Here is a 21,950-nt window from a genome sequence, read left to right on the forward strand (position 1 = left end):
ACTGAGGGAGGGAGGTGCGCCCGCAGGCGCACCTCCCGCTCGTCAGACTTCCTCTACGGAAGAGGGCTCGCGGCGGGACAGGTCGATGCCGAGCTCCTCGGCGGCGCGGAAGACGTCCTCCTCCGCGTCACGGAGCTCGATCGCCGAACCGTCCTGGCTCAGAACCTCGACGTTCAGGCACAGCGACTGCATCTCCTTGACGAGAACCTTGAACGACTCCGGGATACCCGAGTCGGGGATGTTCTCGCCCTTGACGATCGCCTCGTACACCTTCACGCGGCCGGGCACGTCGTCCGACTTGATGGTCAGGAGCTCCTGCAGGGCATAGGCGGCGCCGTACGCCTCCATCGCCCAGACCTCCATCTCACCGAAGCGCTGGCCACCGAACTGGGCCTTACCGCCGAGCGGCTGCTGGGTGATCATCGAGTACGGACCGGTCGAACGCGCGTGGATCTTGTCGTCGACCAGGTGGTGCAGCTTCAGGATGTACATGTAGCCCACGGCCACCGGCTCCGGGAACGGCTCGCCGGAGCGGCCGTCGAAGAGGCGGGCCTTGCCGTCGGTGCCGACCACACGCCGACCGTCCCGGTTCGGGAGGGTCGCGCTGAGCAGACCGGTGATCTCGTCCTCACGCGCACCGTCGAAGACCGGCGTGGCCACCTTGGTGCCCGGCTCGGCCTTGTCGGCGTGGATCTTGATCAGGCGCTGCTTCCAGGCGCTGTCGTCGGGGTCGTCGGAGAGGTTGAGGTCCCAACCCTGCTTGGCGAGCCAGCCGAGGTGGAGCTCCAGGACCTGTCCGATGTTCATACGACGCGGAACACCGAGCGGGTTGAGCAGAACGTCGACCGGGGTGCCGTCCTCCATGAACGGCATGTCCTCGACCGGCAGGATCTTCGCGATGACGCCCTTGTTGCCGTGACGGCCGGCGAGCTTGTCACCCACGGAGATCTTGCGCTTCTGCGCCACGTAGACCCGAACCAGCTGGTTCACGCCCGGGGGCAGCTCGTCGCCCTCCTCACGGTCGAAGACCCGGACACCGATGACGGTGCCCTCCTCGCCGTGCGGAACCTTCATCGAGGTGTCGCGGACCTCGCGCGCCTTCTCACCGAAGATCGCGCGGAGCAGACGCTCCTCCGGGGTGAGCTCCGTCTCGCCCTTCGGCGTGACCTTGCCGACCAGGATGTCACCGGTGGTGACCTCGGCGCCGATGCGGATGATGCCGCGCTCGTCGAGGTCGGCCAGCATCTCCTCGGAGACGTTCGGGATGTCCCGGGTGATCTCCTCCGGACCCAGCTTGGTGTCGCGAGCGTCGACCTCGTGCTCCTCGATGTGGATCGAGGTGAGGTAGTCCTGCTGCACCAGACGCTGGGAGAGGATGATCGCGTCCTCGTAGTTGTGGCCCTGCCACGACTGGAAGGCGACCAGCAGGTTGGCACCCAGCGCCATCTCGGCACCCTGGGTCGCCGGACCGTCGGCCAGCGGGGAGCCGACCTCGACCCGGGCGCCCTCGTCGACCAGCGGCTGCTGGTTGACGCAGTTGCCCTGGTTGGAGCGCTCGAACTTCGCGAGCTTGTAGGTGGTGTAGGTGCCGTCGTCGTTGAGGGTCTCGATGACGTCGGCGGAGACCTCCTTGACGACACCGGCCTTCTTCGCGACGAGCACGTCACCGGCGTCGACCGCGGCCCGGTACTCGATGCCGGTGCCGACCAGCGGCGAGTCGCTGCGGACCAGCGGAACGGCCTGACGCTGCATGTTGGCGCCCATGAGCGCACGGTTGGCGTCGTCGTGCTCGAGGAACGGGATCAGCGCGGTCGCGACCGACACCATCTGGCGCGGCGAGACGTCGATGTAGTCGACCTCGTCGGCCAGGAGCTCGGAGACCTCACCGTCGCGCTGGCGGACCAGGACGCGCTCGGTGGCGAACCGCATGTTCTCGTCGACGGCCGCGTTGGCCTGCGCGATGACGTACTTGTCCTCGTCGTCGGCGGTCAGGTAGTCGATCTTGTCGGTGACGACGCCGTTCTCGACCTTGCGGTAGGGCGTCTCGACGAAACCGAACGGGTTGATCCGGCCGAAGGAGGCCAGCGAGCCGATCAGACCGATGTTGGGACCTTCAGGGGTCTCGATCGGACACATCCGGCCGTAGTGCGACGGGTGGACGTCTCGGACCTCCATGCCGGCGCGGTCACGGGAAAGACCACCCGGACCGAGGGCCGACAGACGACGCTTGTGCGTCAGGCCCGCGAGCGGGTTGTTCTGGTCCATGAACTGCGACAGCTGCGAGGTGCCGAAGAACTCCTTCAGCGCAGCGACCACGGGACGGATGTTGATCAGGGACTGCGGCGTGATCGCCTCGACGTCCTGGGTCGTCATCCGCTCGCGCACGACGCGCTCCATACGAGCCAGGCCGGTACGCAGCTGGTTCTGGATCAGCTCGCCGACCGTCCGCATCCGGCGGTTGCCGAAGTGGTCGATGTCGTCGGCGGCGATGTCGATCGTGCCCTGCGGGGTCTCGAGCTGCGTACGCCCGTCGTGCAGCGCCACCACGTACTTGATCGTCGCGACGATGTCGTCGACGGTCAGGGTCTGCTGGTCGAAGGCCTCGGTCAGACCGAGCTTCTTGTTGACCTTGTAGCGGCCGACCTTGGCGGTGTCGTAGCGCTTCGGGTTGAAGTAGTAGTTGTTCAGCAGCGTCTGCGCGGCCTCACGCGTGGGGGGCTCGCCCGGGCGCAGCTTGCGGTAGATGTCGAGCAGCGCGTCGTCCTGGGCGGTGGTGCTGTCCTTCTCCAGGGTCAGCATCATCGACTCGTACTCGCCGAACTCCTCGCGGATCTGCTCGTTGGTCCAGCCGAGGGCCTTGAGCAGCACGGTGACGTTCTGCTTGCGCTTGCGGTCGAGGCGGACGCCGACCAGGTCGCGCTTGTCGATCTCGAACTCGAGCCAGGCACCGCGGCTCGGGATCAGCTTGGCGGTGTAGATGTCCTTGTCGGACGTCTTGTCGGCGGTGCGCTCGAAGTAGACGCCCGGGGACCGGACGAGCTGGGAGACGACCACACGCTCGGTGCCGTTGATGACGAAGGTGCCCTGGTCGGTCATGAGCGGGAAGTCACCCATGAAGACCGTCTGGCCCTTGATCTCACCAGTGTCGTTGTTGGTGAACTCCGCCGAGACATAGAGCGGCGCGGAGTAGGTGAAGTCCTTCTCCTTGCACTCCTCGACGGTGTACTTGGGGTCGTAGAAGACAGGGCTCTCGAAAGAGAGGGACATCGTCTCCGAGAAGTCCTCGATCGGGGAGATCTCTTCGAAGATCTCCTGTAGACCGGACTTGTGAGACACGTCCTCACCCGCGGCTTCGCGGGCGGCAACCTGCTCCTGCCAGCGCTCGTTGCCGATCAGCCAGTCAAAGCTTTCGGTCTGGAGGGCGAGGAGCTGAGGGAGCTCGAGAGGCTCTGAGATCTTTGCGAAAGAGATGCGGCGAGGGGTGGAGTCACCCGACGAGGTGCGCGCGGCCAAGAGGAATCCTTCGACAAGGTTCGCAGGTGGATTCGCGCTGCCGACCACCGAACAGCCACCGGGCAGGCTGAGGGGCATATGAAGGCATGCGCAAAGCGCCATAGTACGGCACAAAAGCGCACTTCACAACACCGGGCCCAATTTCAAGTCCGGCGTTCCTTCATTCACACCTTCGGCGCCCGAGGTTCGGCGTTGTGGTTCGTTGCCTTGTCGAGCATCGCGGATGATCATGCGCCTCTTCGGCACCCCGGGTCAAGCATCCGCGCCAATCGGTCCGTCCTCCGGGAAGGTTGATCCGATCACTTGACAGGTAGGACCTGGGCCTGTGGGCCTAGTCCTTGCTGGGCTGCGTCTCGACCTTGTCCACCAGCCACTCGTCGCCGACCTGGGCCATCGTGAGCATCGCGTACTCCTGGTAGCCGATCGGGGTGCTCCGCTGGGCGTTGGTGACCTGACGGTCGACCAGCACCAGGATCTGCACGGTGTCGTCGGAGACCCGGATGACGCCGGCGTCGACCGGGGCGAGCGTCTTCACCACGGTCTTCGTCTCGGGAACGTTGTCGACGAGCACCGCGAAGAGGCGGTCGTAGTCCTCGCGGTAGTCCTTCGTCATCACGTCGTGAGCCTTGCTCTTCGACTCGTCCATCTTGCTGTAGTCGTAGGACAGCAGCGGGACCACGGCCTTCTTGGCCGCCTCGAGGGCCACCGCGCCCTGCTCCTCGACGAGCAGCTTGTGGTTGCGGGTGATCTGCTTGCCCACCGCGCCCTCGACCGTGCTGGTCGTGACGTTGTTGTTGGAGACGGTCTCGACCTTCTCCTGCCCGAAGAAGACCACGCCAGCGGCGACGACCGCTGCCAGGGCGAGGGCGCCGGCGGCGAGCAGTCCCCACGTCGGGAGCACCGGGAGCGTACGGCCGCCGGACTCCTTCGCCTCGCCTTCGGAGTCTTCGGCGTCCTCGGGAGCGTCCGGTACGTCCTCGGCCACCGCGTCCTCGACAGCAGCGGTCTCCACGGCGGCCTCAGGACCGTCGTCATCGGCCTCGTCGCTCTCGTCCTCGTCGCTCTCGGCGGCGGCGGCCTCCAAGGCGGCGAGCTCGGCGTCGTACGCAGCCCGCTTGTCAGCGTCCAGAAGGACGGCGGCGGCCTCGTTGAGGGTGCGGAAGCGACGGTCGGTCGGGTCCAGATCGGCGATCGCCGACTTCCACGCCGCCCGGATGTCGTCGGTGGCGGCGTCGGGCTCGACGTCGAGCAGGTCGTACCAGGTCGGAGAAGTCATCGTGGAACTCATGGTGTCACCCCTTCGCTGCTTTCCGAAGTAGGAGCCTCCTCGGCGGGATACCAGTCGTCGACCAGCCACTTCCCGTCCTGCTTCACGAGCTCCACCTCCGTCCGCGCGAGCTGCCGCGCCGCCTCGACGCGCTCCTCGGAGCCCTCGGACTTCGGGTAGCTGACCGCGAGCTCGGCGACGACCAGCACGGTCGCGCTGTCCTCGTCGAGACCGGCGACCGCCGTGCCGTGCACGTCGCTGGTGCGGCCGACGCCCTGCTGGACGACGGTGGCTTCGGCGAAGGCGACGTTGCCCAGGAAGCTCTTCTCGAACTTGGGGGTGAGCAGCGCACCGACCTCCTTGCGGTAGTCCGGCATCGTCTTCTTGTCGCTGCCGATGTCCTCGGGACCGTAGGTGTTGACCCGCCCGACGAACTTGTCGGCGGCGGCCATCACCTGCTCGCGCTGGCTCACCACGGACTCGTCGGCGCCGCGGGTCAGCTGCCAGCCGACGTAGCCGATGGCGGCGATGATGACGGCGATCAGCAGCGCCAGCACGCCCCAGCGGAGCAGAGCGCCCGGCCTCGCCGTCGCCTGGTCGTTCCCTGAGCCGGTCTCCGTGTCGGGTCCGGGGTCGGTCGTGGTGCTCAAAGCGGATCACTCTCTGTGGTCAGTGGCTCCAGGAGCCATTTCCAGGCGTCATCACCGTACGCCGCCGGCGAATCGGTCGATGCGGCAGCACTCCGGGCCCCGACCCCGGCTGGCTGCATGTGGTCGAAGTCGTCGCGCTACTGGGTCTCCATCGGCTGGAGGTAGAGCCACTTCCAGGCGTCGTCGCCGTAGGAGGACGGCGCCGCGGTCGACACCGAGGTGTCCTCCGCCTCGTCCCAGGTCAGCATGCCCGTCTCCGGGTCGAAGGTGGCCACCGAGCTGGGAGCGCCGACCGCGGCACGTGGGACCTGGCTGGAGCCGCGGGCGTTGGACTTGGACGGGGACTCGGTGCAGGTGACGTCGGTGTTGAACGGACGGCTCTGCAGGTCCAGCGGGCTGCGCTTCTTCGTGCTCTGGTAGCCCTGCTTGCACGGAGGCTGAGTCGTGATCGCCATCCCGAAGTGTGCCTGGGCCAGACCCGGGTGGCCGACGTCGACAACCGCGAAGCTGCCCTCCACGACGATCGGGAAGATGGAGAGCACGTGCTTGAGGCCGGGCAGGTTCTTCCGGACGACCTTGCCCGTCACCAGCACCTGGTTGAGGAGCTCGCCGATCTCCACCTGGTTCTGCTCCAGGAACATCCGCAGCTCCGTGGCGCCTGCCGAGCCGCTCTCGATCAGCTTGATCAGGTCCTTGTTGGAACCGGCGAGCGTGCCGGTGAACAGCTCCAGGTCGGTCGCGAACGACTTGATCGCCGAGGTGCTGTCCAGCTGTCCCTGGAGGACGGTGTTGCTGTCCCGGATCAGCTGGGTGGTGAGCCCGAAGTTCTGGTCGGCGGTCTCCACGAAGGCTGTGCCGGTGTCGATGATGGTCTGCAGGTCACGGCCGGTGCCGGCGAAACCCTTGCCCAGCTCGTCGACCGTGGTGGTCAACGCTTCCTTGTCGACCGAGTTGACCGTCGTGGTGATGTCCTCGAGCAGCTTCTCGGTCGGCAGCGGTGTCGTGGTGGCCGCACGGGCGATCTCCGACCCGTCTTCGAGGTAGGGCGAGCCCTTCGACTGCGGCTGCAGCTCGACGTACTGCTCACCGACGGCGGAGCGGTTGCCGACCACGGCGAGGCTGTCCGCCGGGATCTTGTCCTTCCAGGCGTTGTCGATCTTCAGGGTGACGTCGACACCGCTGCGGTTGAGCACCAGCTCACCGACCTGGCCGATCTTGACGCCGCGGTAGTCGATCTCGGCGTCCTCGTAGATGCCTCCGGACTGCGCGAAGTGAGCCACCACGACGTAGTGGTCCTTGACGAACAGGGACCCCAGGCGGGCGTAGCGCGCACCGACGAAGCTGACCCCGACCAGGGTGATCAGCAGGAAGATCATGAGCTGCATCTTGGTGCGGCGGGTGATCATGAGACGCCCTCCATGTGAGTGTTGCTGGCGGTGCTCAGCGCCGGGATCATGAGGGAGGTCAGACCCGGATCGAGTTCCTTGCTCAGCTCGTCGTACGACACCGCGTGCGTCCCGGGGGTCGCCCCGGCTCGGCAGAAGAGAAGCAGTACGCAGCCCGAACCGTCGTCGCCTGACGTACCGCCGCTCGTGCTCGGGGTCAGATCCAGGTCGAGCCCGAGGAGGTCGGTCAGCGTGCTGATCAGTCCGGACGGGAGTGCGTTGCAGGCCCGGCGTACCTCGCTGGTGGTGCCCTTTCCCGAGAGGGCACCGGTCAGCACCTCCTGGCACGCCGACAACGACTTCGCGAAGGCGCCGTCGCAGACCTTGTCCAACGCCCCGTTCAGCGCGTCGAGCAGCTGCTGACCCTCCCGGCCCTGGAGGTGCCGGATGACCTCGTCCTTGGCCCAGCACACGGTCGCGGGGACATCGGGCGCGTTGTCGAGCAAGGTGTCGAGATTGAGGTCGAGCGTGACGTCGAGGTTGACGAAGTCGCCCTGGTGCAGGTTGCGGGCGGTCTGGGGCGAGCCACCGACGGCCGCGTCGACGAACGGGTAGGTGAGGATCGTGTTCATCGCCCGGACGAAGTCGTCCCCGGAGTCGGCCAGGTTCGACAGGACCGGCTCGAGGTCCTTGATGATGCCGATGGTGTTGTCCTTGGACGCCCTGATGACGCGTACGCCGGTGTCCCCGAGCCGCTCGAGGGCCTGAAGCATCTTGACCAGGTCGGCGCGCTGCTTGTCGATGCTGGAGAGCGCCGACGGCAGCTCGTCGAGCGCGGCGTCGATGGAACCCATCTGCGCGTTGGTGGCCTTCGCCAGCGCGTCGAGCGCCTCGATGGCCGCGACGATCTTCTCCTTGTTGTTGTCGAGGTCGCGCGCCAGCTTCTCCACCTGGTGGAGAACAGAGCGAGCCGAGTCCTCGCGACCTTCGAGCGCCTTGTTGAGCTCGGTCGAGATCGTCTTCAGCTGGGCGACGCCGCCACCGTTGAGCAGCAGGCTCAATGCACTGAAGACCTCTTCGATCTCCGGGTTGCGGCCGGTCTGGGACAGCGGGATGGTCGAACCGTCGGTGAGCTTCGTCGACTCGGGCTCCGCCGGGCGCTCCAGAGAGACGAACTTCTCGCCGAGCAGCGAGGTCTGCTGGATCGAGGCCCGTACGTTGGCGGGCAGGTCCACGTCCTTCTTCAGCAGCATCTCGACGGTGGCGACACCGTCGTCGAGCCAGATCTTCTCGATCTTGCCGACGTCGATGTCCTCGAGCTTGACGGTCGACTGCGGCACCAGGTCGAGGGTGTCCTGGAACTGTGCGGTGACCGAGATCGCGTCGTCCCCGGCGTCCACCCCGCCCGGGAGCGGGAGGTCGTAGACGGAGAAGCTGCCGCAGCCGGTCAGCATCAGGGCACCGACGATGACGCCGACGAACGCCTGGACGGCGCGCTTCATGGTCGTCGGCACAGTTCGCTTCGGGCTCCGCTTCAGCATTACTCCGTCACCTCCACCAGGCCGCCGAGCGACATGTCATAGGGCACCCCGTAGGACGAGCCCGTGCCGGGACCGATCGCCGCGGAACGGTTGAGGCCTGGCATCTGCCGGATCTGGCTGCAGATCTCGGCACTGCTGCCGTTGGTCGCCTGGTCCACGAGGCTGCACAGGAACGCGGCGGGGTTCTGGGTGATCTCGTCGATGACCATCGAGATGTTGGCGTTGGTGTCCAACGTGCCGGTCTCCGGGTTGTACGCATGTCCCAGGTTGGTGAGAGCCAGCGGCGCGGTCCGCAGGCTCTCGTCGAGTGCCTTGCGCTGCTTCACGAGCACCTTGCTGATCCGGTTCAGACCCTGGATGTCCTCACGCAGGATCGCCTTGTTCTCCCTGACGAACTGGGTCACCTTGGTCAGCGCCACCGACAGGTTCTTCAACGAAGCTGCCAACTCCTCGCGCTCGCCCTCGAGCATCGAGGACACCTCCGCGAGGGCCTGGGCGAAGTCGCGTACGGTCTGGTCGTTCTCAGCGAGCGTGCCGATGAAGCCCTCGAGCTGCTCGGCCGAGTCGAAGAACTGCTCGTCGCGGTTGTCGAGCGTCCTGGTCAGCTTGCCGAGGTCGCTGACCGTCGAGTTGATCTTCTCGCCCTGGCCACCGAGGTTCTTCGCGGTCTGCTGCAGCAGGTCGGTGAGGGCGCCGTTCTTGTTGGCGCCGTCCGGACCGAGCGCGACCACCAGGTCGTCGACGCTGGAGTAGATCTGGTCGAGCTCGACCGGGACCGACGTCTTGTCGGTGCTCAGCACCGCCCCGTCGTCCATCTTCTCGCCGCCGGCGTAGGCGGGCGTGACCTGGACGTAGCGGTCACCGACGATGGAGGGCGAGATGATCACGGCCTTCCCGTCGGCGGGCAGGTCGACGTCCTCCCGGTATTCCATGGTGACCTTGACGTCGGTGCCGTTCGGCTCGACGGTGGTCACCTTGCCGACGGCGACACCGAGCACGCGCAGGTCGCTGCCCTCGTAGAGGGAGACCGTGCGCGGGAAGTGCGCCACCAGCGTCTTCTCGCCGGTGTCTCGGACCAGTGCCCAGGCGCCGACGCCGAGGACGAGGGCACCGATGATGATCGGGACGATGTACTTGTTCACGGAGTCCTCCCAGTGACTGCCGGGACGGGAGGTATGTTCTGGACGTAGGTGTCCCACCAGGGGCCGTTGCCCAGGGTGTTGTTGAAGACCCTGTAGAACGGCGCCATCAGGTTCAGCGACTTCTCGAGGTTCTCCTCGTTCTTCGTGAACACGTCGAGGATCACGTCGAGACTCTCGAGGGCCGGCTTGAGATCTGCGCGGCTGTCGTCGACCAGCTGGGAGAGCTCCTTCGAGAGCTGCTGGGTGGACAGGAGCAGGTTGTGGACCGCCTCGCGTCGCTCCACCAGGGCCACGAAGAGCTGGTTGGCGTCGTTCATCAGCGTGATCAGGTCTTCGTCGCGCTCGTCGAGCACCTTGGTCACCCGGTCGAGCTGGGTGAGCAGCGACTCGATGCGCTCGTCCTTGGCAGCCAGGTTGCGGGAGAGCTCCGAGACCCCGGTGAGGGCGGCCTGGAACTCCTCCGGCGTCGACCTGGTCAGGTCGGCGAGCGTGGTGAGAGCTGCGGCGAGCTGGTCCTTGTCGATGTTGGCGGAGGTGTCGGCCAGACCCTCGAAGGCCTGGACCACGTCGTAGGGCGACTCCGTACGGTCCACCGGGATGGTGGCGCCGGCCTTCATCTGGCCCTCGCCGGCCGGCTGGAGCTCGAGGAACATGTCGCCGAGCAGCGTCTTCACGCGTACGCCGGCGCCGGAGTTCTCCCCGAAGTTGACCTTCTCACGGATCTTGAAGCCGACCTTGACCTTGTTGCCGTCGAGCTCGATCGAGTCGACCTTGCCGACCCGGACGCCGGCCACCCGGACCTCGTCGCCGGTCTTCAGGCCACCAGCCTCGGAGAAGTTGGCGTAGTAGGTGGTGCCGCCACCGATCAGCGGCAGGCTGTCGGCCTTGAACGCCATCGCCATCAGCATGGCGAGGACGGCGATCGAGACGGCGCCGATCTTGACTGGGTTACGTTCGCGGAAGGGAATCATCCGAGGTTGCACCTCGCTTGACCGGGCTGGTAGATCGGGATGTCGAGGTCCTTGCCCTCAGGATCGCGGATCGTTCCCCGCAGGCCGCACAGGTAGAAGTTGAACCAACCACCGTAGGTGGCCGTCGCCCCGATCTTGTCCAGCTTGATCGGCTGGAGCTCGAGGGCGTCGTCGAGCTGCCTCTTGTCCTTGGCCACCTCGTCGGAGAACCGCCGGGCCTCACGCAGGTCCTCCAGGAGCGGGTCCTTCGCGTCGTGCACCAGGCCGGCGGTCTCCACGGAGAGCGCCGAGATCTGGTCGAGGGAACCCAGGATCGCCTCGCGGTCCTTGTTGAGGCCGCCGACGAAGTCGCGGAAGGTCACGATCAGGCTGGAGAGCTCCTTCTCCCGGTCGCCCACGTGCTCGAGCACCTCGGTGAGATTGTCGATCAGGGCGTTGATGATCTGATCCTTCTCCGCCAGCGTCGAGGTCAGCGACGCCGTGTGGGAGAGCAGGCTCTCCAGCGTGCCGCCCTCGCCCTGGAACACCTGGACGATCTCGTACGACAGCGTGTTCACGTCGTTCGGCGACAGCGCCTGGAACAGCGGCTTGAATCCGTTGAAGAGCACGGTCAGGTCGAGCGCCGGGTGGGTCTGACCGACCGGGATCGTCTGACCCTCCTGCAGCGCCGACGCGTCGCCCACCAGCTGGTTGGTGAGCGCGAGGTAGCGCTGGCCGATCAGGTTGCGGTACTTGATCGTCGCCTCGGTGGTCGTCGCGAGCTGCTGCGCGCTGTCCACCGTGAAGGTGACCACGGCGCTGCGGGCGTCGTCGGAGATCTCGATGCCCTTCACCGAGCCGACCTTGACCCCCGAGATGCGTACGTCGTCGCCCTTGTTCACGCCGGTGACGTCGGTGAAGACCGCCTTGTACTCATCGGTCTGGCCGAAGGTCACGTTGCCGATCGTGATCGCGAGCAGCGCGGTGGCCAGCGTCGTGACGACGATGAAGACGATCAGCTTCCAGAAGTCCTGGAAGGTCTTCGCATCGAAGAGCTTGACTGCGCTCACTGGTAGCTCACCTCCGCTCCGCGTGCCGCCGGCCCGAGCATCAGCGCGCCGAGGTCGGGGACCTCATCGGCACTCATGCCCAGTCCCGGAGCGAACAGCTCGTTGATGACATCGGCCTCGGCCGACGTACCGACATAGGACAGGGGCGAGAACTCGGTGGTCCCGGTCGCTGCACGCATGGTGCCCTTTCCGGTGGGCTCGTCGACTCCGTCGTCGACGTTGGGAACCTGGGTGAAGGGGTTCTTCTGGTTCCACGGGGCGTTCGGGAGCTGTCCGCACTCGGGACCGATATCCGCGCCGTAGCGCGGTTTGTCCTTGGTCGACCACGGACGTGACTGGTGCGGCAGGGTCTCCAGCGTGATGTGGACGGTGTAGTTGCGGAACACCTCGGTGAACTCGTCGGTCAGGATGTCCATGCCACCGATCAGGCACGGGAACATCGGCGCATAGCGCGCCAGCGCCTGGGTGACCGGCCGGCCGACCTCACCGAGCTGGATCAGCGTGTCTCCGTTGTCGTCGAGGAATCCGTCAGCGGTGTTCGAGAACGCGGTGACGTCGGTCAGCATCTTGTTGAGCTGGTCCTCGCGGTCCTCGAGCGTGGTCGCGGTGACGATGGTGTTGCGCAGGATCTGGCCCAGCTCGGGCAGCACGGCCTGGTAGGTGCCGGAGACCTTCGTGGCGAGCTCGAGGTCCTCGATCAGCGCCGGGATCTCGGGGTTGAGCCGCTTCAGGTAGGAGTCGAGGGTGTCGAGCGACTCACCGAGCTTCTCGCCACGGCCTTCGAGCGCGGTGGCCATCGCGTTGAGGGTCATGTTGAGGTCGGCCGGCTGGATCGTCCTCAGCAGCGGGTAGAGGTCACGCAGCACGGCCTGGACCTCGGTGGCCATCTTCGTCTTCTCGATCACCGCGCCGGGCTGGATCGGCTCGGTGAAGTCGGTGTCGGGCGGGACCAGCGAGACGTACTTCTGCCCGAAGAGCGTCTTGGGGAGGATGGCGCCGGTCACGTCGGGGTGGACCTTGCTGATCTCGTCGGGGAACAGCCCCAGGGTCAGCTCGGCGCCCTCGTCGGTCGGCTTCATCTCGAGTACCTCGCCGACGATCAGGCCACGGACCTTGACGTCGGCGCGCTCGGGCAGCTGGAGGCCGATGCGGTCGGCCTTGAGGGTGATCTCCTCGAAGTTGCCGAACCTGTTGGTGAACTGGGCCCAGGTCAGAGCGAGCGCGGCGAGAACCAGGACGATGAAGACGACCCCGAGGATCTTGCCCTTCTGCCGAGCCCAGGCGAGGGCCACCGCGCTCCGCTTGTGGGGAGCGGGCACGTGGTGCTCGATGCCGTCTCGGGTGAGTGTCTGAGTCATCCCGCCAACCTCACAGTCGTCGTGCTACCCCAGATCGCCATGGAGAGCATCAGGTCGAGCACGGAGACGGCGACGATGCTCGTACGCACCGCCTTGCCGACCGCGACGCCCACGCCAGCGGGGCCGCCGGAGGCGTTGTAGCCGTGGTAGCAGTGGATCAGGATCACCACGACCGCGAAGATCAGCACCTTGCCGAAGGACCACAGCACGTCGACGGGTGGCAGGAAGGTGTTGAAGTAGTGGTCGTAGGTGCCGGCGCTCTGGCCGTAGAAGAGGATCACCGTGAACCGGGTGGCGACGTAGGAGGAGAGCAGACCGACCACGTAGAGCGGCACGATCGCGATCAGGCCGCCGATCATCCGGGTGGTGACCAGGAAGGGCAGGGACGGGATCGCCATCACCTCGAGCGCGTCGACCTCCTCCGAGATCCGCATGGCGCCGAGCTGAGCGGTGAAACCGCAGCCGACCGTCGCGGCGAGCGCGATGCCGGCGACCAGCGGCGCGATCTCACGGGTGTTGAAGTAGGCCGAGACGAAACCCGAGAACGCGCTCGTGCCGAGCTGGTCGAGGGCGGTGTAGCCGGAGAGCCCGACCTGGGCTCCGGTGAAGAAGGTCATCGCCAGGATCACGCCGACGGTGCCGCCGATGACGGCCAGTGCCCCGGAACCGAGGGTGACCTCGGCGAGGATCCGGAGGATCTCCTTCTTGTAGCGCCTGAGCGTGCGCGGGAACCACGACACGGCGCGCAGGTAGAAACCGAGCTCGTCACCGAGGTGGTCGAGGCTCTTGGCAGGCTTCTCGTAGATCGCCTTGATGTTCGCCATCCGTCTCGCCCTCCTAACCGGTCTTGCTCGGGATGATCTGCAGGAAGATCGCAGACATCACGAAGTTGACGATGAACAGCAGCAGGAACGTGATGACGACCGACTCGTTCACGGCGTCACCGACGCCCTTCGGACCGCCGCCCGCGTTCATGCCCTTGTACGCAGCCACGATCGCCGCGATCAGACCGAACACGAGCGCCTTGGCCAGGCCCTGCCACAGGTCGGCCATCTGCGCCAGCGCGGTGAAGCTGGCCAGGTAGGCACCCGGGGTGCCGCCCTGGATGATGACGTTGAAGACATAGCCGCCCATGACGCCGACGATCGACACCAGGCCGTTGAGGAAGACCGCGATCATCATCGCGGCGAGCACACGAGGGACCACCAGACGCTGGATCGGGTCGATGCCCAGAACCATCATCGCGTCGAGCTCTTCACGGATCTTCCGGGCACCGAGGTCGGCGGCGATCGCCGAACCACCAGCACCCGCGACCAGCAGCGCGGTCGCGATCGGGGCGGCCTGCTGGACGACCGCGAGGACCGCGGCCGACCCGACGAAGGACTGCGCACCGAACTGCTGCACGAGGCCACCCACCTGCAGCGCGATGACCGCGCCGAAGGGGATCGCGACCAGCGCGGTCGGGACGATCGTCACCGACGCGATGAACCACGCCTGCTGGATGAACTCGCGGAACTGGAAGGGGCGACGGAACACGGCTCGCCCCACGTCCAGTCCGAACGCGAAGAGTGAGCCAGCGGTCCCGATCGGTTTCAGGACCCTGGCGGCGGTCAGGGAAGACATATCAGTGGGGAGCCTCTGTGGGATCTGCTTTCACGCCGCCGGGGGCCATGGCCGCGTCCGGCCGGAACGACCCTGGCGGCGGGGTGACACCGTTCTCACGGCACCATGCACCCGGCGGGCGCTGGTACTTACGGGGAATGCCGTTGGACGGCTCGAGCTGCATCGGGATCGGCGGGAGCGGGGGCAGGCCCATGTCCTTCTCGGCGGCCAGCTCGTCGGCGTCCTTCTCCTCCGACATGCCGATCGGACCGATCGTCTGGGCGTTGAGGAACTGCCGGACCACGGGCTCCTCGGAGCTGAGCAGCATCTCACGGGGCCCGTACATCGCCAGGTGCTTGTGGTAGAGCAACCCGATGTTGTCCGGCACCGTACGCGTCGAGTTGATGTCGTGGGTCACGATCAGGAACGTCGCGTCGATCTGGGCGTTGAGATCGATGAAGAGCTGGTTGATGAACGCGGTGCGCACCGGGTCGAGACCGGAGTCGGGCTCGTCGATGAGCAGGATCTCCGGGTCGAGGACGAGGGCACGCGCCAGGCCGGCCCGCTTGCGCATACCGCCGGAGATCTCACCGGGAAGCTTGTTCTCGGCGCCGATGAGACCGACGAGGTCCATCTTCTCCATGACGATGTTGCGGATCTCCGACTCGCTCTTCTTCGTGTGCTCACGGAGCGGGAACGCGACGTTGTCGAACAGGTCCATCGAGCCGAACATGGCGCCGTCCTGGAACAGGACACCGAACAGCTTGCGGACCTCGTAGAGGTCCTTCTCCGAACAGCTGGCGATGTCGACGCCTTCGATGACCACGGATCCCTGGTCTGGCTTGATCAGACCGATCAGGGTCTTGAGAAGCACCGACTTACCGGTGCCGGACGGCCCGAGCATCACGCTGATCTCGCCCGCGGGCAGCGTCAGCGTGACGTCCTTCCAGATGAGCTGCTTACCAAAGCTCTTGGTCAGCCCTTCGATCTTTACGTCTACACCCATCCGGGCCGGCTCCCTTCCTGTTCGCGGAGGTCTCCCTCAAGTCCCCCACTGCCCGACTAACGGCAGAGTGTGACGGGGGTTACGCACTTCCTGCGACACGCGTCACACTTTTGTAAACCATAGCGGCTGCGAACGGCGACGGTGATCGCCACCCGAGACGGGTCCTTTCGGCGAACACATCGACAGTCGGATCACGACCTTCGCGCTCGGCGTGTGTTCAAGATAACGAAACAAACCGCGGGAGGCTACTCTCCAGTAGCCTCCCGCGGTTGGAACGATCGGAGCGCTGCGCTGCAGCTTGACCGATCTGTGGCGGAACTGTTTCCGCGATGTAGCAAGCCCGGGCCGGCGGAAACCGCCGAACCCGGGCTCGCAGGGCCGAAGCCCTCAGATCACTTGACGGTGACCGTGGCGCCGGCGGCCTCGAGGGCCTCCTTCGCCTTGTCAGCGGTCTCCTTGTTGGCGGCCTCGAGGACAGCCTTGGGGGCACCCTCGACGAGCTCCTTGGCCTCCTTCAGACCGAGGGAGGTCAGGGCGCGCACCTCCTTGATGACGTTGATCTTCTTGTCGCCAGCGGACTCGAGGATGACGTCGAACTCGTCCTTCTCCTCGGCAGCGGCGGCGGCCGGGGCGCCCGGGGCGCCGGCAGCGGCAACGGCGACCGGAGCGGCAGCGGTGACACCGAAGGTGTCCTCGAAGGCCTTGACGAACTCGGAGAGCTCGATGAGGGTGAGCTCCTTGAAAGCGTCGAGCAGCTCGTCGGTGGAGAGCTTCGCCATGATGGCATTTCCTTTCGTGGTGGCCCTGTGCGTATTTCTTTGAGTACGCGGCAGAGCCGGGTTACAGGTGGTGGTTAGTTACGACCGGGGCGATCACGCCTCGGCCGGAGCCTCCTCGGCGGCAGCCGGCTCAGCGGCACCACCTGCGAGGATCGAGGGGTCCTCCGCGGCCTTGGCCTCGAGAGCGGCAGCGAGCTGCGCGGTCTTCGAGGGCAGAGCGTTGAAGGCGTACAGAGCCTGGGACATCGTCGCGGTGAACGCGCCCGCAAGCTTGGCGAGCAGGACCTCGCGCGACTCGAGGTCGGCAAGCTTGCCGACCTCAGCAGCGTCGATGGCCTTGCCGTCGAGGTACCCGCCCTTGATGACAAGGTTGGGGTTGGCCTTGGCAAAGTCACGCAGACCCTTGGCCGCCTCGACGACGTCACCCTTGATGAAGGCGATCGCGGTCGGGCCGGTCAGCAGGTCATCGAAGCCTTCGATGCCGCTCTGGGAGGCAGCGATCTTGGCCAGCGTGTTCTTGACCACGGCGTAGTTAGCGCTCTCACCGAGCGAGCGACGAAGAGTCTTCAGCTCGCCAACGGTGAGACCACGGTACTCGGTCAGCACGACACCGCTCGAGGCGCTGAACTCGTCAGCGATCTCGGCAACGGCAGCCTGCTTGTCAGCCCGCGCCATGGGTCTCCTTCTTCCGGGAATCGATCCCACCGGCGAGGGCCCGTGAATGACAAACGCCCCGAGCGCAGGCTCAGGGCGTGACGTACGATCTCGTCTTGCTCTTCACCTACGCTGGCCGTCCGCATCCTGCGGAACCTTCGATCGGGTGCATGCACACCTGACAACCGGCGGTCTCTGGTTTCGAACAACAATTATGCGTACGCCGCGGGGTGCCGCCAAATCGGCGGCGGGCGCTACCTTTGCGGCCATGGAGAGCCACACCTTCGGAAGGATCGGACGCACGGCGTCGGTCATCGGTCTCGGCACCTGGCAGCTCGGCGCCGACTGGGGCGAGGTCAGCGAGTCGGACGCCCTGGCGGTCCTCGAGGCGGCGGTGGATGACGGGGTGACCTTCCTCGACACCGCCGACGTCTACGGCGACGGCCGCAGCGAGCAGGTCATCGGACGGTTCCTGCGGTCGCACGACGGCATCTTCGTCGCCACGAAGATGGGACGCCGGGTGGAGCAGGTGCCGGCCAACTACACGCCGGCCGCGTTCCGCGAGTGGCTGGACCGCTCGCGCACCAACCTCGGCGTCGACACGATCGACCTGGTGCAGCTGCACTGCCCGCCGTCGGAGACGATCGAGTCCTCGGCCACCTACGACGCGCTGGACGCCTTGGTCGCGGACGGTGTGATCGCCGCGTACGGCGTCAGCGTCGAGACCTGCGACCAGGCCCTGGCCGCCATCGCCCGGCCCAACGTGGCCTCCGTCCAGATCATCCTGAACGCGTTCCGGCTCAAGCCGCTGGACCGCGTCCTCCCGGCGGCCGCGGAGGCCGGTGTCGGGATCATCGCGCGAGTGCCGCTGGCGTCCGGGCTGCTGTCCGGCCGCTACTCGGAGTCGACGACGTTCGCCGCCGACGACCACCGCACCTACAACCGCCACGGCGAGGCCTTCGACGTCGGCGAGACCTTCTCCGGCGTCGACTTCACCACCGGCGTCAAGGCCGCCCAGGAGTTCGCCGCACTGGTGGCCGAGCACGGCCCCGAGGGCGCCACCCCCGCCCAGGTCGCGCTCGCCTGGGTGGCCCAGCAGCCGGGCGTCACGACCGTCATCCCCGGCGCCCGCAACCCCTCCCAGGCCCACGCCAACTCCGCCGCCGGCTCGCTTCCCCCGCTCTCCGAGGCGCTGCTCGCCGGCGTCCGCCAGATCTACGACACCCACTTCCGCGAGGCCGTGCACTCGCGCTGGTGACGATCTGCCGAGGCGTCGCCCCGGTCGGCCGAGTGGGCACCGAACTGCCGGGTCGACCGACCTGAGTGACGTCTCGGCCGACCGCCGTGACGCCTCGGCCGACCGCCGTGACGCCTCGGCCGGCGGCCCCGCCGTCTCGCTCTGCGTAAAAATAGTGAGCCTTGGTAACGAATCGGGCAGAGTAAAGGGTGTGACGACGCAGACGACCACGGAGTTCCGGTTCCGAGACATCGCGGTGGTGGCGTACGCGCCTTCGATCGTCAGCTCCATGGGGCACGGTGCGGTCATGCCCGTGCTCGCGCTCCGGGCCTCCGACCTGGGCGCGGACGCGTCGATGGCTGCGTTCGTGGTCGCACTCCTCGGAATCGGGTCACTGGCCACCTCGCTGCCCGCCGGGTCGCTGGTCGCGAGGATCGGCGAGCGGCGGACGCTGATGGGAGCAGGTGCGCTCGACGCGGTCGCGATGACCGTGGCGTTCCTCAGCAGCTCGGTCGCCGTGCTGGCCGTCGCCGTCTTCGTGAGTGGGATGAGCTGGACGGCGTTCCTGATCGCACGGCAGGGCTTCCTCATCGACGCGACCCCGCCCTCTCACCGGGCGCGGGCGATGTCGCTGCTCGGCGGGTCGTTCCGGCTCGGCGTCTTCGTCGGGCCGCTGCTGGGTGCCGGCCTCATCCACCTCTTCGGGCTCCCCGCTGTCTTCCTGTTCGCGGCCGCGATGTCGCTGTGCTCGGCGGTGATCGGCGGCTGGATGCCCGAGCTCGGCCGGACCCGAACGCGCGAGCAGGGGCACCTGAGCGTACGCAGCGTGCTGTGGACCCACCGCCGGACCTTCGCCACCCTCGGCGTGGCGGTGGTGATCATCGGGATCTCCCGGTCCGTACGCACCGGTCTGCTCCCGCTCTGGGCCGACCACATCCATCTCGAGGCCTCGGTCGTGTCGCTCCTCTTCGCCGGGGCGGCCCTGGTCGACATCGCGCTCACCCTCCCCGGCGGCTGGCTGCTCGACCACCGCGGGCGTCAGGTCGTGGCGATCCCGGTCGTCCTCGCCGTCGGCCTCGGCTGCCTGCTGCTCCCCCTCACCCACGACGCGCTCAGCCTCGGCGCGGTGATGGCGCTGATCGCCATCGGCAACGGCCTCGGCTCCGGGATCGTGATGACGCTGGGCGCCGATGCCGCGCCTCCCGACGGACGTGCCCAGTTCCTCGGCGGCTGGCGGCTGTGCGGCGACCTCGGCGGCACCGGCGGGCCGCTCCTGGTCTCGGGTCTGGCCGCGGTCTTCTCGATCGCCGCCGCGCCGGTCGCGCTCGGCCTGTTCTCGCTCGCCGGTGCGGTCTGGGTCGGCTACTGGACCGGCCGCGCCGACCGTGTCCGGCTCCAGACCTGACTACGGGACGAGCGCGCGCGAAAGGGCTTCGGCCAGGGCCGCCTCGTCACCGGTGACGGTCAGCTCGGCGGCGGTGGGCGGCGTACGTCCCCAGAGCAGCAGCGCGAGGTCACGAGCCGTGCCGGTGACCGACACCTTCTGCACCGCGTTCGGCGCCCCGATCGCCCAGGTCTGGTCGATGTCGGTGGCGGTGAGCTCGATGCGGGTGACGACCTTCCGGGTGCGCTTCAGGGCGATCTGCCGCGGGTACATCACGGTCAGCACCTCGTCGACGGTGTCCGCCCAGAGCTCCGGCGTCGCCTCGGGCGCGGCGAGGCCGAGGGCCGAGCGGATGTCCCAGAGGTGGACCAGGGTCTCGTGCACCTGGCGCCGGAACCAGAACGAGACCGGTCCGAGGCCGTCCTCGGTCAGCCCGTTGAGGATTCGGCCGGTCGCCTCCGGGCCGAGCGTCGAGAGCGTCTCGCGCAGCTCGGCGGCCTGCTCCTGGTAGGTCGCGACCAGGTCCAACGGGACCGGCAGCGGCACCTCGTCCTCGTCGCGCGCCATCGCCGCCGCCCAGTGGTGCACCCCGGCCAGATGGTCGGCCAGGTCCCCGACCGACCAGTCGTCGCAGGACGGGACCGACAGGTCCGGGTCGGCCTGCTTCAGCGCGGCAGCGAACTCGGTCTGCAGCTCACCGAGGATCACGAAGTAGTCGTCAGGCGTGGGCACGTCGCCGACCCTACTGGCAACGGAGGCCGGGCTCAGCCGCATCTCGTCAGGACAACGGCAAGCCGCTCCTCGAGGCGGGCCAGCTCGGCCGGATCGGTGACGAACGACGCCCTGCCCGGTGGCGGGAGGAACCCGACGACGTCCATCACGTCGAAGTACGGCTGCCGTGGGCGGCCGGTCGTCGTGGCGTACGCGTCGGCGAACCGGTCGGCGACCTCGCTGCCGTGGATGAGGGCGAGATTCGTCGCGCAGTGGGCCACGTCCAGCCAGGCCGGCCCGATCGACGTCTCGACCCAGTCGACGACGCCCGTGATCTCACCGCGATCCCACAGCACGTTGCGCGGCTGGAAGTCACGGTGGATGAAACAGGGGTCGTACGCCGGTGTCTCGCCGCGCAGCAGCGCGAACGCGTCCTCCCACACGCCTGCGTCGGTGGCCCACGCCGGCACGACGAACTTCGCCTCCCACGCCCACGACTGGTAGCTGCGTACGTCGATCGTCGGCGCAACCGCGTGGATGCTCGCCAGCAGGCCCGCGAGCCGGGTGAGCGACGCGTCGTCGTTGCGCTGCGGCTCGATCGCCCCCGGGAGCAGCGTCATCAGATGTGCCGGGTGACCGCAGTGCTCACCCGTCGCATCGAGCGCGAGCGACCGGGGCGCCGGCACCTCGGTGGTCGCGAGCATCCGCTGGATCTCACTCTCCCGGGTGGTGAGCGGCTCGCCATGCGTACGCCACGGCTCGTTGGTCATCAGCCTCAGCACCGCTGGCTCGTGGCCGTCGGCCGAGATCGCCAGCATCGTCGACGTCCAGCCACCGGAGAGGCGCCGTACGTCACCGACCGGATCCCCCAGCTTCTCCTCGGCCCACTCGAGCGCCGCAGCCCAGTCGACCGTCCCGGAGTCAGTTCGCACGTCGCAAACCCTATTCGGGTAGTCCGGGACGTTCCTGCCCATTACCTGCCGGTAGACGGACGGAAACGTCCCGGACTACTTCTGGCGGGCCCGGTGGGCGGCCGCCTTCACCCGGCTCTGGCAGCGTGTGGAGCAGAACCGGCGGCCGGCGTTCTTGGAGGTGTCGACGAAGACGCGGTCGCAGGGGTCGGCCTGGCAGAGGCCCAGTCGCCCGGCGAGATCCGAGCCGATCGCCAGCGCGAGGCCGGCAGCGATCCCCGCGCCCCAGCCGACGACCAGGCCGGGTTCGCGTCCGTGGAAGTGCAGCGCCCAGCCTCCCCCGCGGGCACGGTCGAGCTGCGGGACCGAGCCCATCTCCCGCAGGAGCTCGTTGACCGAGGTTGCGGCGGTGTCGAGGTCACCGCGTGCCGCGGCTTCGAACACGATGCGCAGCGACTCGGCGAGGGCGACCATCCCGTCCGCGGCGGCCTCCTCGACCCGCGGGTCGTAGTCGGGGCGGGCCAGCAGGTCGTGGACGACCTGGGCCCGGTGCCCCCGTGGCGGAGCGTCGATGGGGCGGGTGCCGTCGTGACCGGAGGTCAGCGCGTTGACGAGCCTGCAGGCCTGATCGGTCACCACCTGCACGTGACTGTCGAAATGTATTTGACCAGTCACCAGCATGGGATCTACGGTCTCGTTCATGACCGTCATTCAACCATTGGCCAGTCACCAACGCGCGAGATGGCCGCGGTCTCTCGTCGCTCTGGTCATCGCCAGAGCGGTCAACCGG

At 67.3% G+C, this 21,950-nt stretch carries 19 protein-coding genes; 2 read left to right on the forward strand and 17 right to left on the reverse strand.

Translation table 11 applies throughout. The features are described 5' to 3' along the window. Positions 1-42: 42 nt before the first annotated feature. From rpoB to rplJ, 14 genes are all read right to left on the reverse strand, one after another. A complete protein-coding gene (rpoB, locus tag OG984_RS17865; protein ID WP_328527577.1) occupies positions 43-3,513 on the reverse strand; it encodes a DNA-directed RNA polymerase subunit beta in 3,471 nt (1,156 codons plus the stop codon). 331 nt (positions 3,514-3,844) lie between these two features. Then, on the reverse strand, positions 3,845-4,789 hold the full coding sequence (locus tag OG984_RS17870; RefSeq protein WP_328527578.1) for a J domain-containing protein: 945 nt from the start codon (positions 4,787-4,789) through the stop codon (positions 3,845-3,847). Positions 4,790-4,797: 8 nt separating this feature from the next. Next, positions 4,798-5,430, reverse strand: coding sequence for a hypothetical protein (locus OG984_RS17875; protein ID WP_328527579.1), 633 nt, complete (start codon positions 5,428-5,430; stop codon positions 4,798-4,800). A 137-nt stretch (positions 5,431-5,567) separates the two neighbouring features. Beyond that, complete coding sequence (locus OG984_RS17880; RefSeq protein ID WP_328527580.1) at positions 5,568-6,836, reverse strand: MlaD family protein; 1,269 nt, start codon at positions 6,834-6,836, stop codon at positions 5,568-5,570. Continuing rightward, a complete protein-coding gene (locus tag OG984_RS17885; protein WP_328527581.1) occupies positions 6,833-8,329 on the reverse strand; it encodes an MCE family protein in 1,497 nt (498 codons plus the stop codon). Before OG984_RS17885 ends, OG984_RS17880 begins: the two co-directional genes overlap by 4 nt. A 26-nt stretch (positions 8,330-8,355) precedes the next feature. Further along, the gene (locus OG984_RS17890; RefSeq protein WP_328527582.1) at positions 8,356-9,498 is read right to left on the reverse strand and encodes an MCE family protein; all 1,143 of its coding nucleotides are present in this window, start codon (positions 9,496-9,498) and stop codon (positions 8,356-8,358) included. Next, positions 9,495-10,469 carry an MCE family protein gene (locus OG984_RS17895; protein WP_328527583.1) on the reverse strand — a complete coding sequence of 325 codons (975 nt, stop codon included), beginning with the start codon at positions 10,467-10,469 and terminating at the stop codon, positions 9,495-9,497. Before OG984_RS17895 ends, OG984_RS17890 begins: the two co-directional genes overlap by 4 nt. Then, positions 10,466-11,518: an MlaD family protein gene (locus OG984_RS17900; RefSeq protein WP_328527584.1), complete on the reverse strand. Its 1,053-nt coding sequence runs from the start codon at positions 11,516-11,518 to the stop codon at positions 10,466-10,468. Before OG984_RS17900 ends, OG984_RS17895 begins: the two co-directional genes overlap by 4 nt. Further along, positions 11,515-12,876 (reverse strand): MCE family protein, encoded by a 1,362-nt coding sequence (locus OG984_RS17905; protein ID WP_328527585.1) that lies wholly within the window; start codon positions 12,874-12,876, stop codon positions 11,515-11,517. The genes OG984_RS17900 and OG984_RS17905 overlap by 4 nt, the downstream gene beginning before the upstream one ends. Next, positions 12,873-13,700 carry an MlaE family ABC transporter permease gene (locus tag OG984_RS17910; RefSeq protein WP_008362875.1) on the reverse strand — a complete coding sequence of 276 codons (828 nt, stop codon included), beginning with the start codon at positions 13,698-13,700 and terminating at the stop codon, positions 12,873-12,875. The genes OG984_RS17905 and OG984_RS17910 overlap by 4 nt, the downstream gene beginning before the upstream one ends. Before the next feature lie 13 nt (positions 13,701-13,713). Further along, positions 13,714-14,499 carry an MlaE family ABC transporter permease gene (locus OG984_RS17915; protein ID WP_008362876.1) on the reverse strand — a complete coding sequence of 262 codons (786 nt, stop codon included), beginning with the start codon at positions 14,497-14,499 and terminating at the stop codon, positions 13,714-13,716. Between the two features lies 1 nt (position 14,500). Then, positions 14,501-15,484, reverse strand: a complete 984-nt coding sequence (locus tag OG984_RS17920; RefSeq protein WP_328527586.1) for an ABC transporter ATP-binding protein — start codon at positions 15,482-15,484, stop codon at positions 14,501-14,503. Positions 15,485-15,876: 392 nt separating this feature from the next. Beyond that, positions 15,877-16,263 carry a 50S ribosomal protein L7/L12 gene (rplL, locus tag OG984_RS17925; RefSeq protein ID WP_008362878.1) on the reverse strand — a complete coding sequence of 129 codons (387 nt, stop codon included), beginning with the start codon at positions 16,261-16,263 and terminating at the stop codon, positions 15,877-15,879. 93 nt (positions 16,264-16,356) lie between these two features. After that, positions 16,357-16,938: a 50S ribosomal protein L10 gene (rplJ, locus tag OG984_RS17930; RefSeq protein WP_165110521.1), complete on the reverse strand. Its 582-nt coding sequence runs from the start codon at positions 16,936-16,938 to the stop codon at positions 16,357-16,359. Between the two features lie 247 nt (positions 16,939-17,185). On the opposite strand from rplJ, the gene OG984_RS17935 reads away from it, so the two are divergent. Both OG984_RS17935 and OG984_RS17940 read left to right on the forward strand, forming a co-directional pair. Further along, positions 17,186-18,175 (forward strand): aldo/keto reductase, encoded by a 990-nt coding sequence (locus OG984_RS17935; RefSeq protein ID WP_328527587.1) that lies wholly within the window; start codon positions 17,186-17,188, stop codon positions 18,173-18,175. Between the two features lie 190 nt (positions 18,176-18,365). Beyond that, the gene (locus OG984_RS17940; RefSeq protein ID WP_328527588.1) at positions 18,366-19,559 is read left to right on the forward strand and encodes an MFS transporter; all 1,194 of its coding nucleotides are present in this window, start codon (positions 18,366-18,368) and stop codon (positions 19,557-19,559) included. Here OG984_RS17940 and OG984_RS17945 read toward each other — a convergent pair whose 3' ends face one another. The 3 genes from OG984_RS17945 to OG984_RS17955 form a co-directional block, all read right to left on the reverse strand. Further along, the gene (locus OG984_RS17945; RefSeq protein ID WP_328527589.1) at positions 19,560-20,270 is read right to left on the reverse strand and encodes a maleylpyruvate isomerase family mycothiol-dependent enzyme; all 711 of its coding nucleotides are present in this window, start codon (positions 20,268-20,270) and stop codon (positions 19,560-19,562) included. Between the two features lie 32 nt (positions 20,271-20,302). After that, positions 20,303-21,181 carry a phosphotransferase family protein gene (locus OG984_RS17950; protein WP_328527590.1) on the reverse strand — a complete coding sequence of 293 codons (879 nt, stop codon included), beginning with the start codon at positions 21,179-21,181 and terminating at the stop codon, positions 20,303-20,305. A 75-nt stretch (positions 21,182-21,256) separates the two neighbouring features. Continuing rightward, positions 21,257-21,862, reverse strand: a complete 606-nt coding sequence (locus OG984_RS17955) for a CGNR zinc finger domain-containing protein (RefSeq protein WP_328527591.1) — start codon at positions 21,860-21,862, stop codon at positions 21,257-21,259. Positions 21,863-21,950: the final 88 nt, after the last annotated feature.

It is taken from the genome of Nocardioides sp. NBC_00368 (assembly GCF_036090055.1).
In the GTDB taxonomy this organism is placed as follows: domain Bacteria; phylum Actinomycetota; class Actinomycetes; order Propionibacteriales; family Nocardioidaceae; genus Nocardioides.

Bases quoted from the DNA above. Each gene is read 5' to 3' on its own strand.
- OG984_RS17915 (WP_008362876.1), bottom strand. From the start codon at position 14,499: ATGTCTTCCCTGACCGCCGCCAGGGTCCTGAAACCGATCGGGACCGCT.
- rplL (WP_008362878.1), bottom strand. From the start codon at position 16,263: ATGGCGAAGCTCTCCACCGACGAGCTGCTCGACGCTTTCAAGGAGCTC.
- OG984_RS17880 (WP_328527580.1), bottom strand. From the start codon at position 6,836: ATGATCACCCGCCGCACCAAGATGCAGCTCATGATCTTCCTGCTGATC.
- OG984_RS17935 (WP_328527587.1), top strand. From the start codon at position 17,186: ATGGAGAGCCACACCTTCGGAAGGATCGGACGCACGGCGTCGGTCATC.
- OG984_RS17955 (WP_328527591.1), bottom strand. From the start codon at position 21,862: ATGAACGAGACCGTAGATCCCATGCTGGTGACTGGTCAAATACATTTC.
- OG984_RS17895 (WP_328527583.1), bottom strand. From the start codon at position 10,469: ATGATTCCCTTCCGCGAACGTAACCCAGTCAAGATCGGCGCCGTCTCG.
- OG984_RS17905 (WP_328527585.1), bottom strand. From the start codon at position 12,876: ATGACTCAGACACTCACCCGAGACGGCATCGAGCACCACGTGCCCGCT.
- OG984_RS17870 (WP_328527578.1), bottom strand. From the start codon at position 4,789: ATGACTTCTCCGACCTGGTACGACCTGCTCGACGTCGAGCCCGACGCC.
- OG984_RS17920 (WP_328527586.1), bottom strand. From the start codon at position 15,484: ATGGGTGTAGACGTAAAGATCGAAGGGCTGACCAAGAGCTTTGGTAAG.
- rplJ (WP_165110521.1), bottom strand. From the start codon at position 16,938: ATGGCGCGGGCTGACAAGCAGGCTGCCGTTGCCGAGATCGCTGACGAG.
- OG984_RS17910 (WP_008362875.1), bottom strand. From the start codon at position 13,700: ATGGCGAACATCAAGGCGATCTACGAGAAGCCTGCCAAGAGCCTCGAC.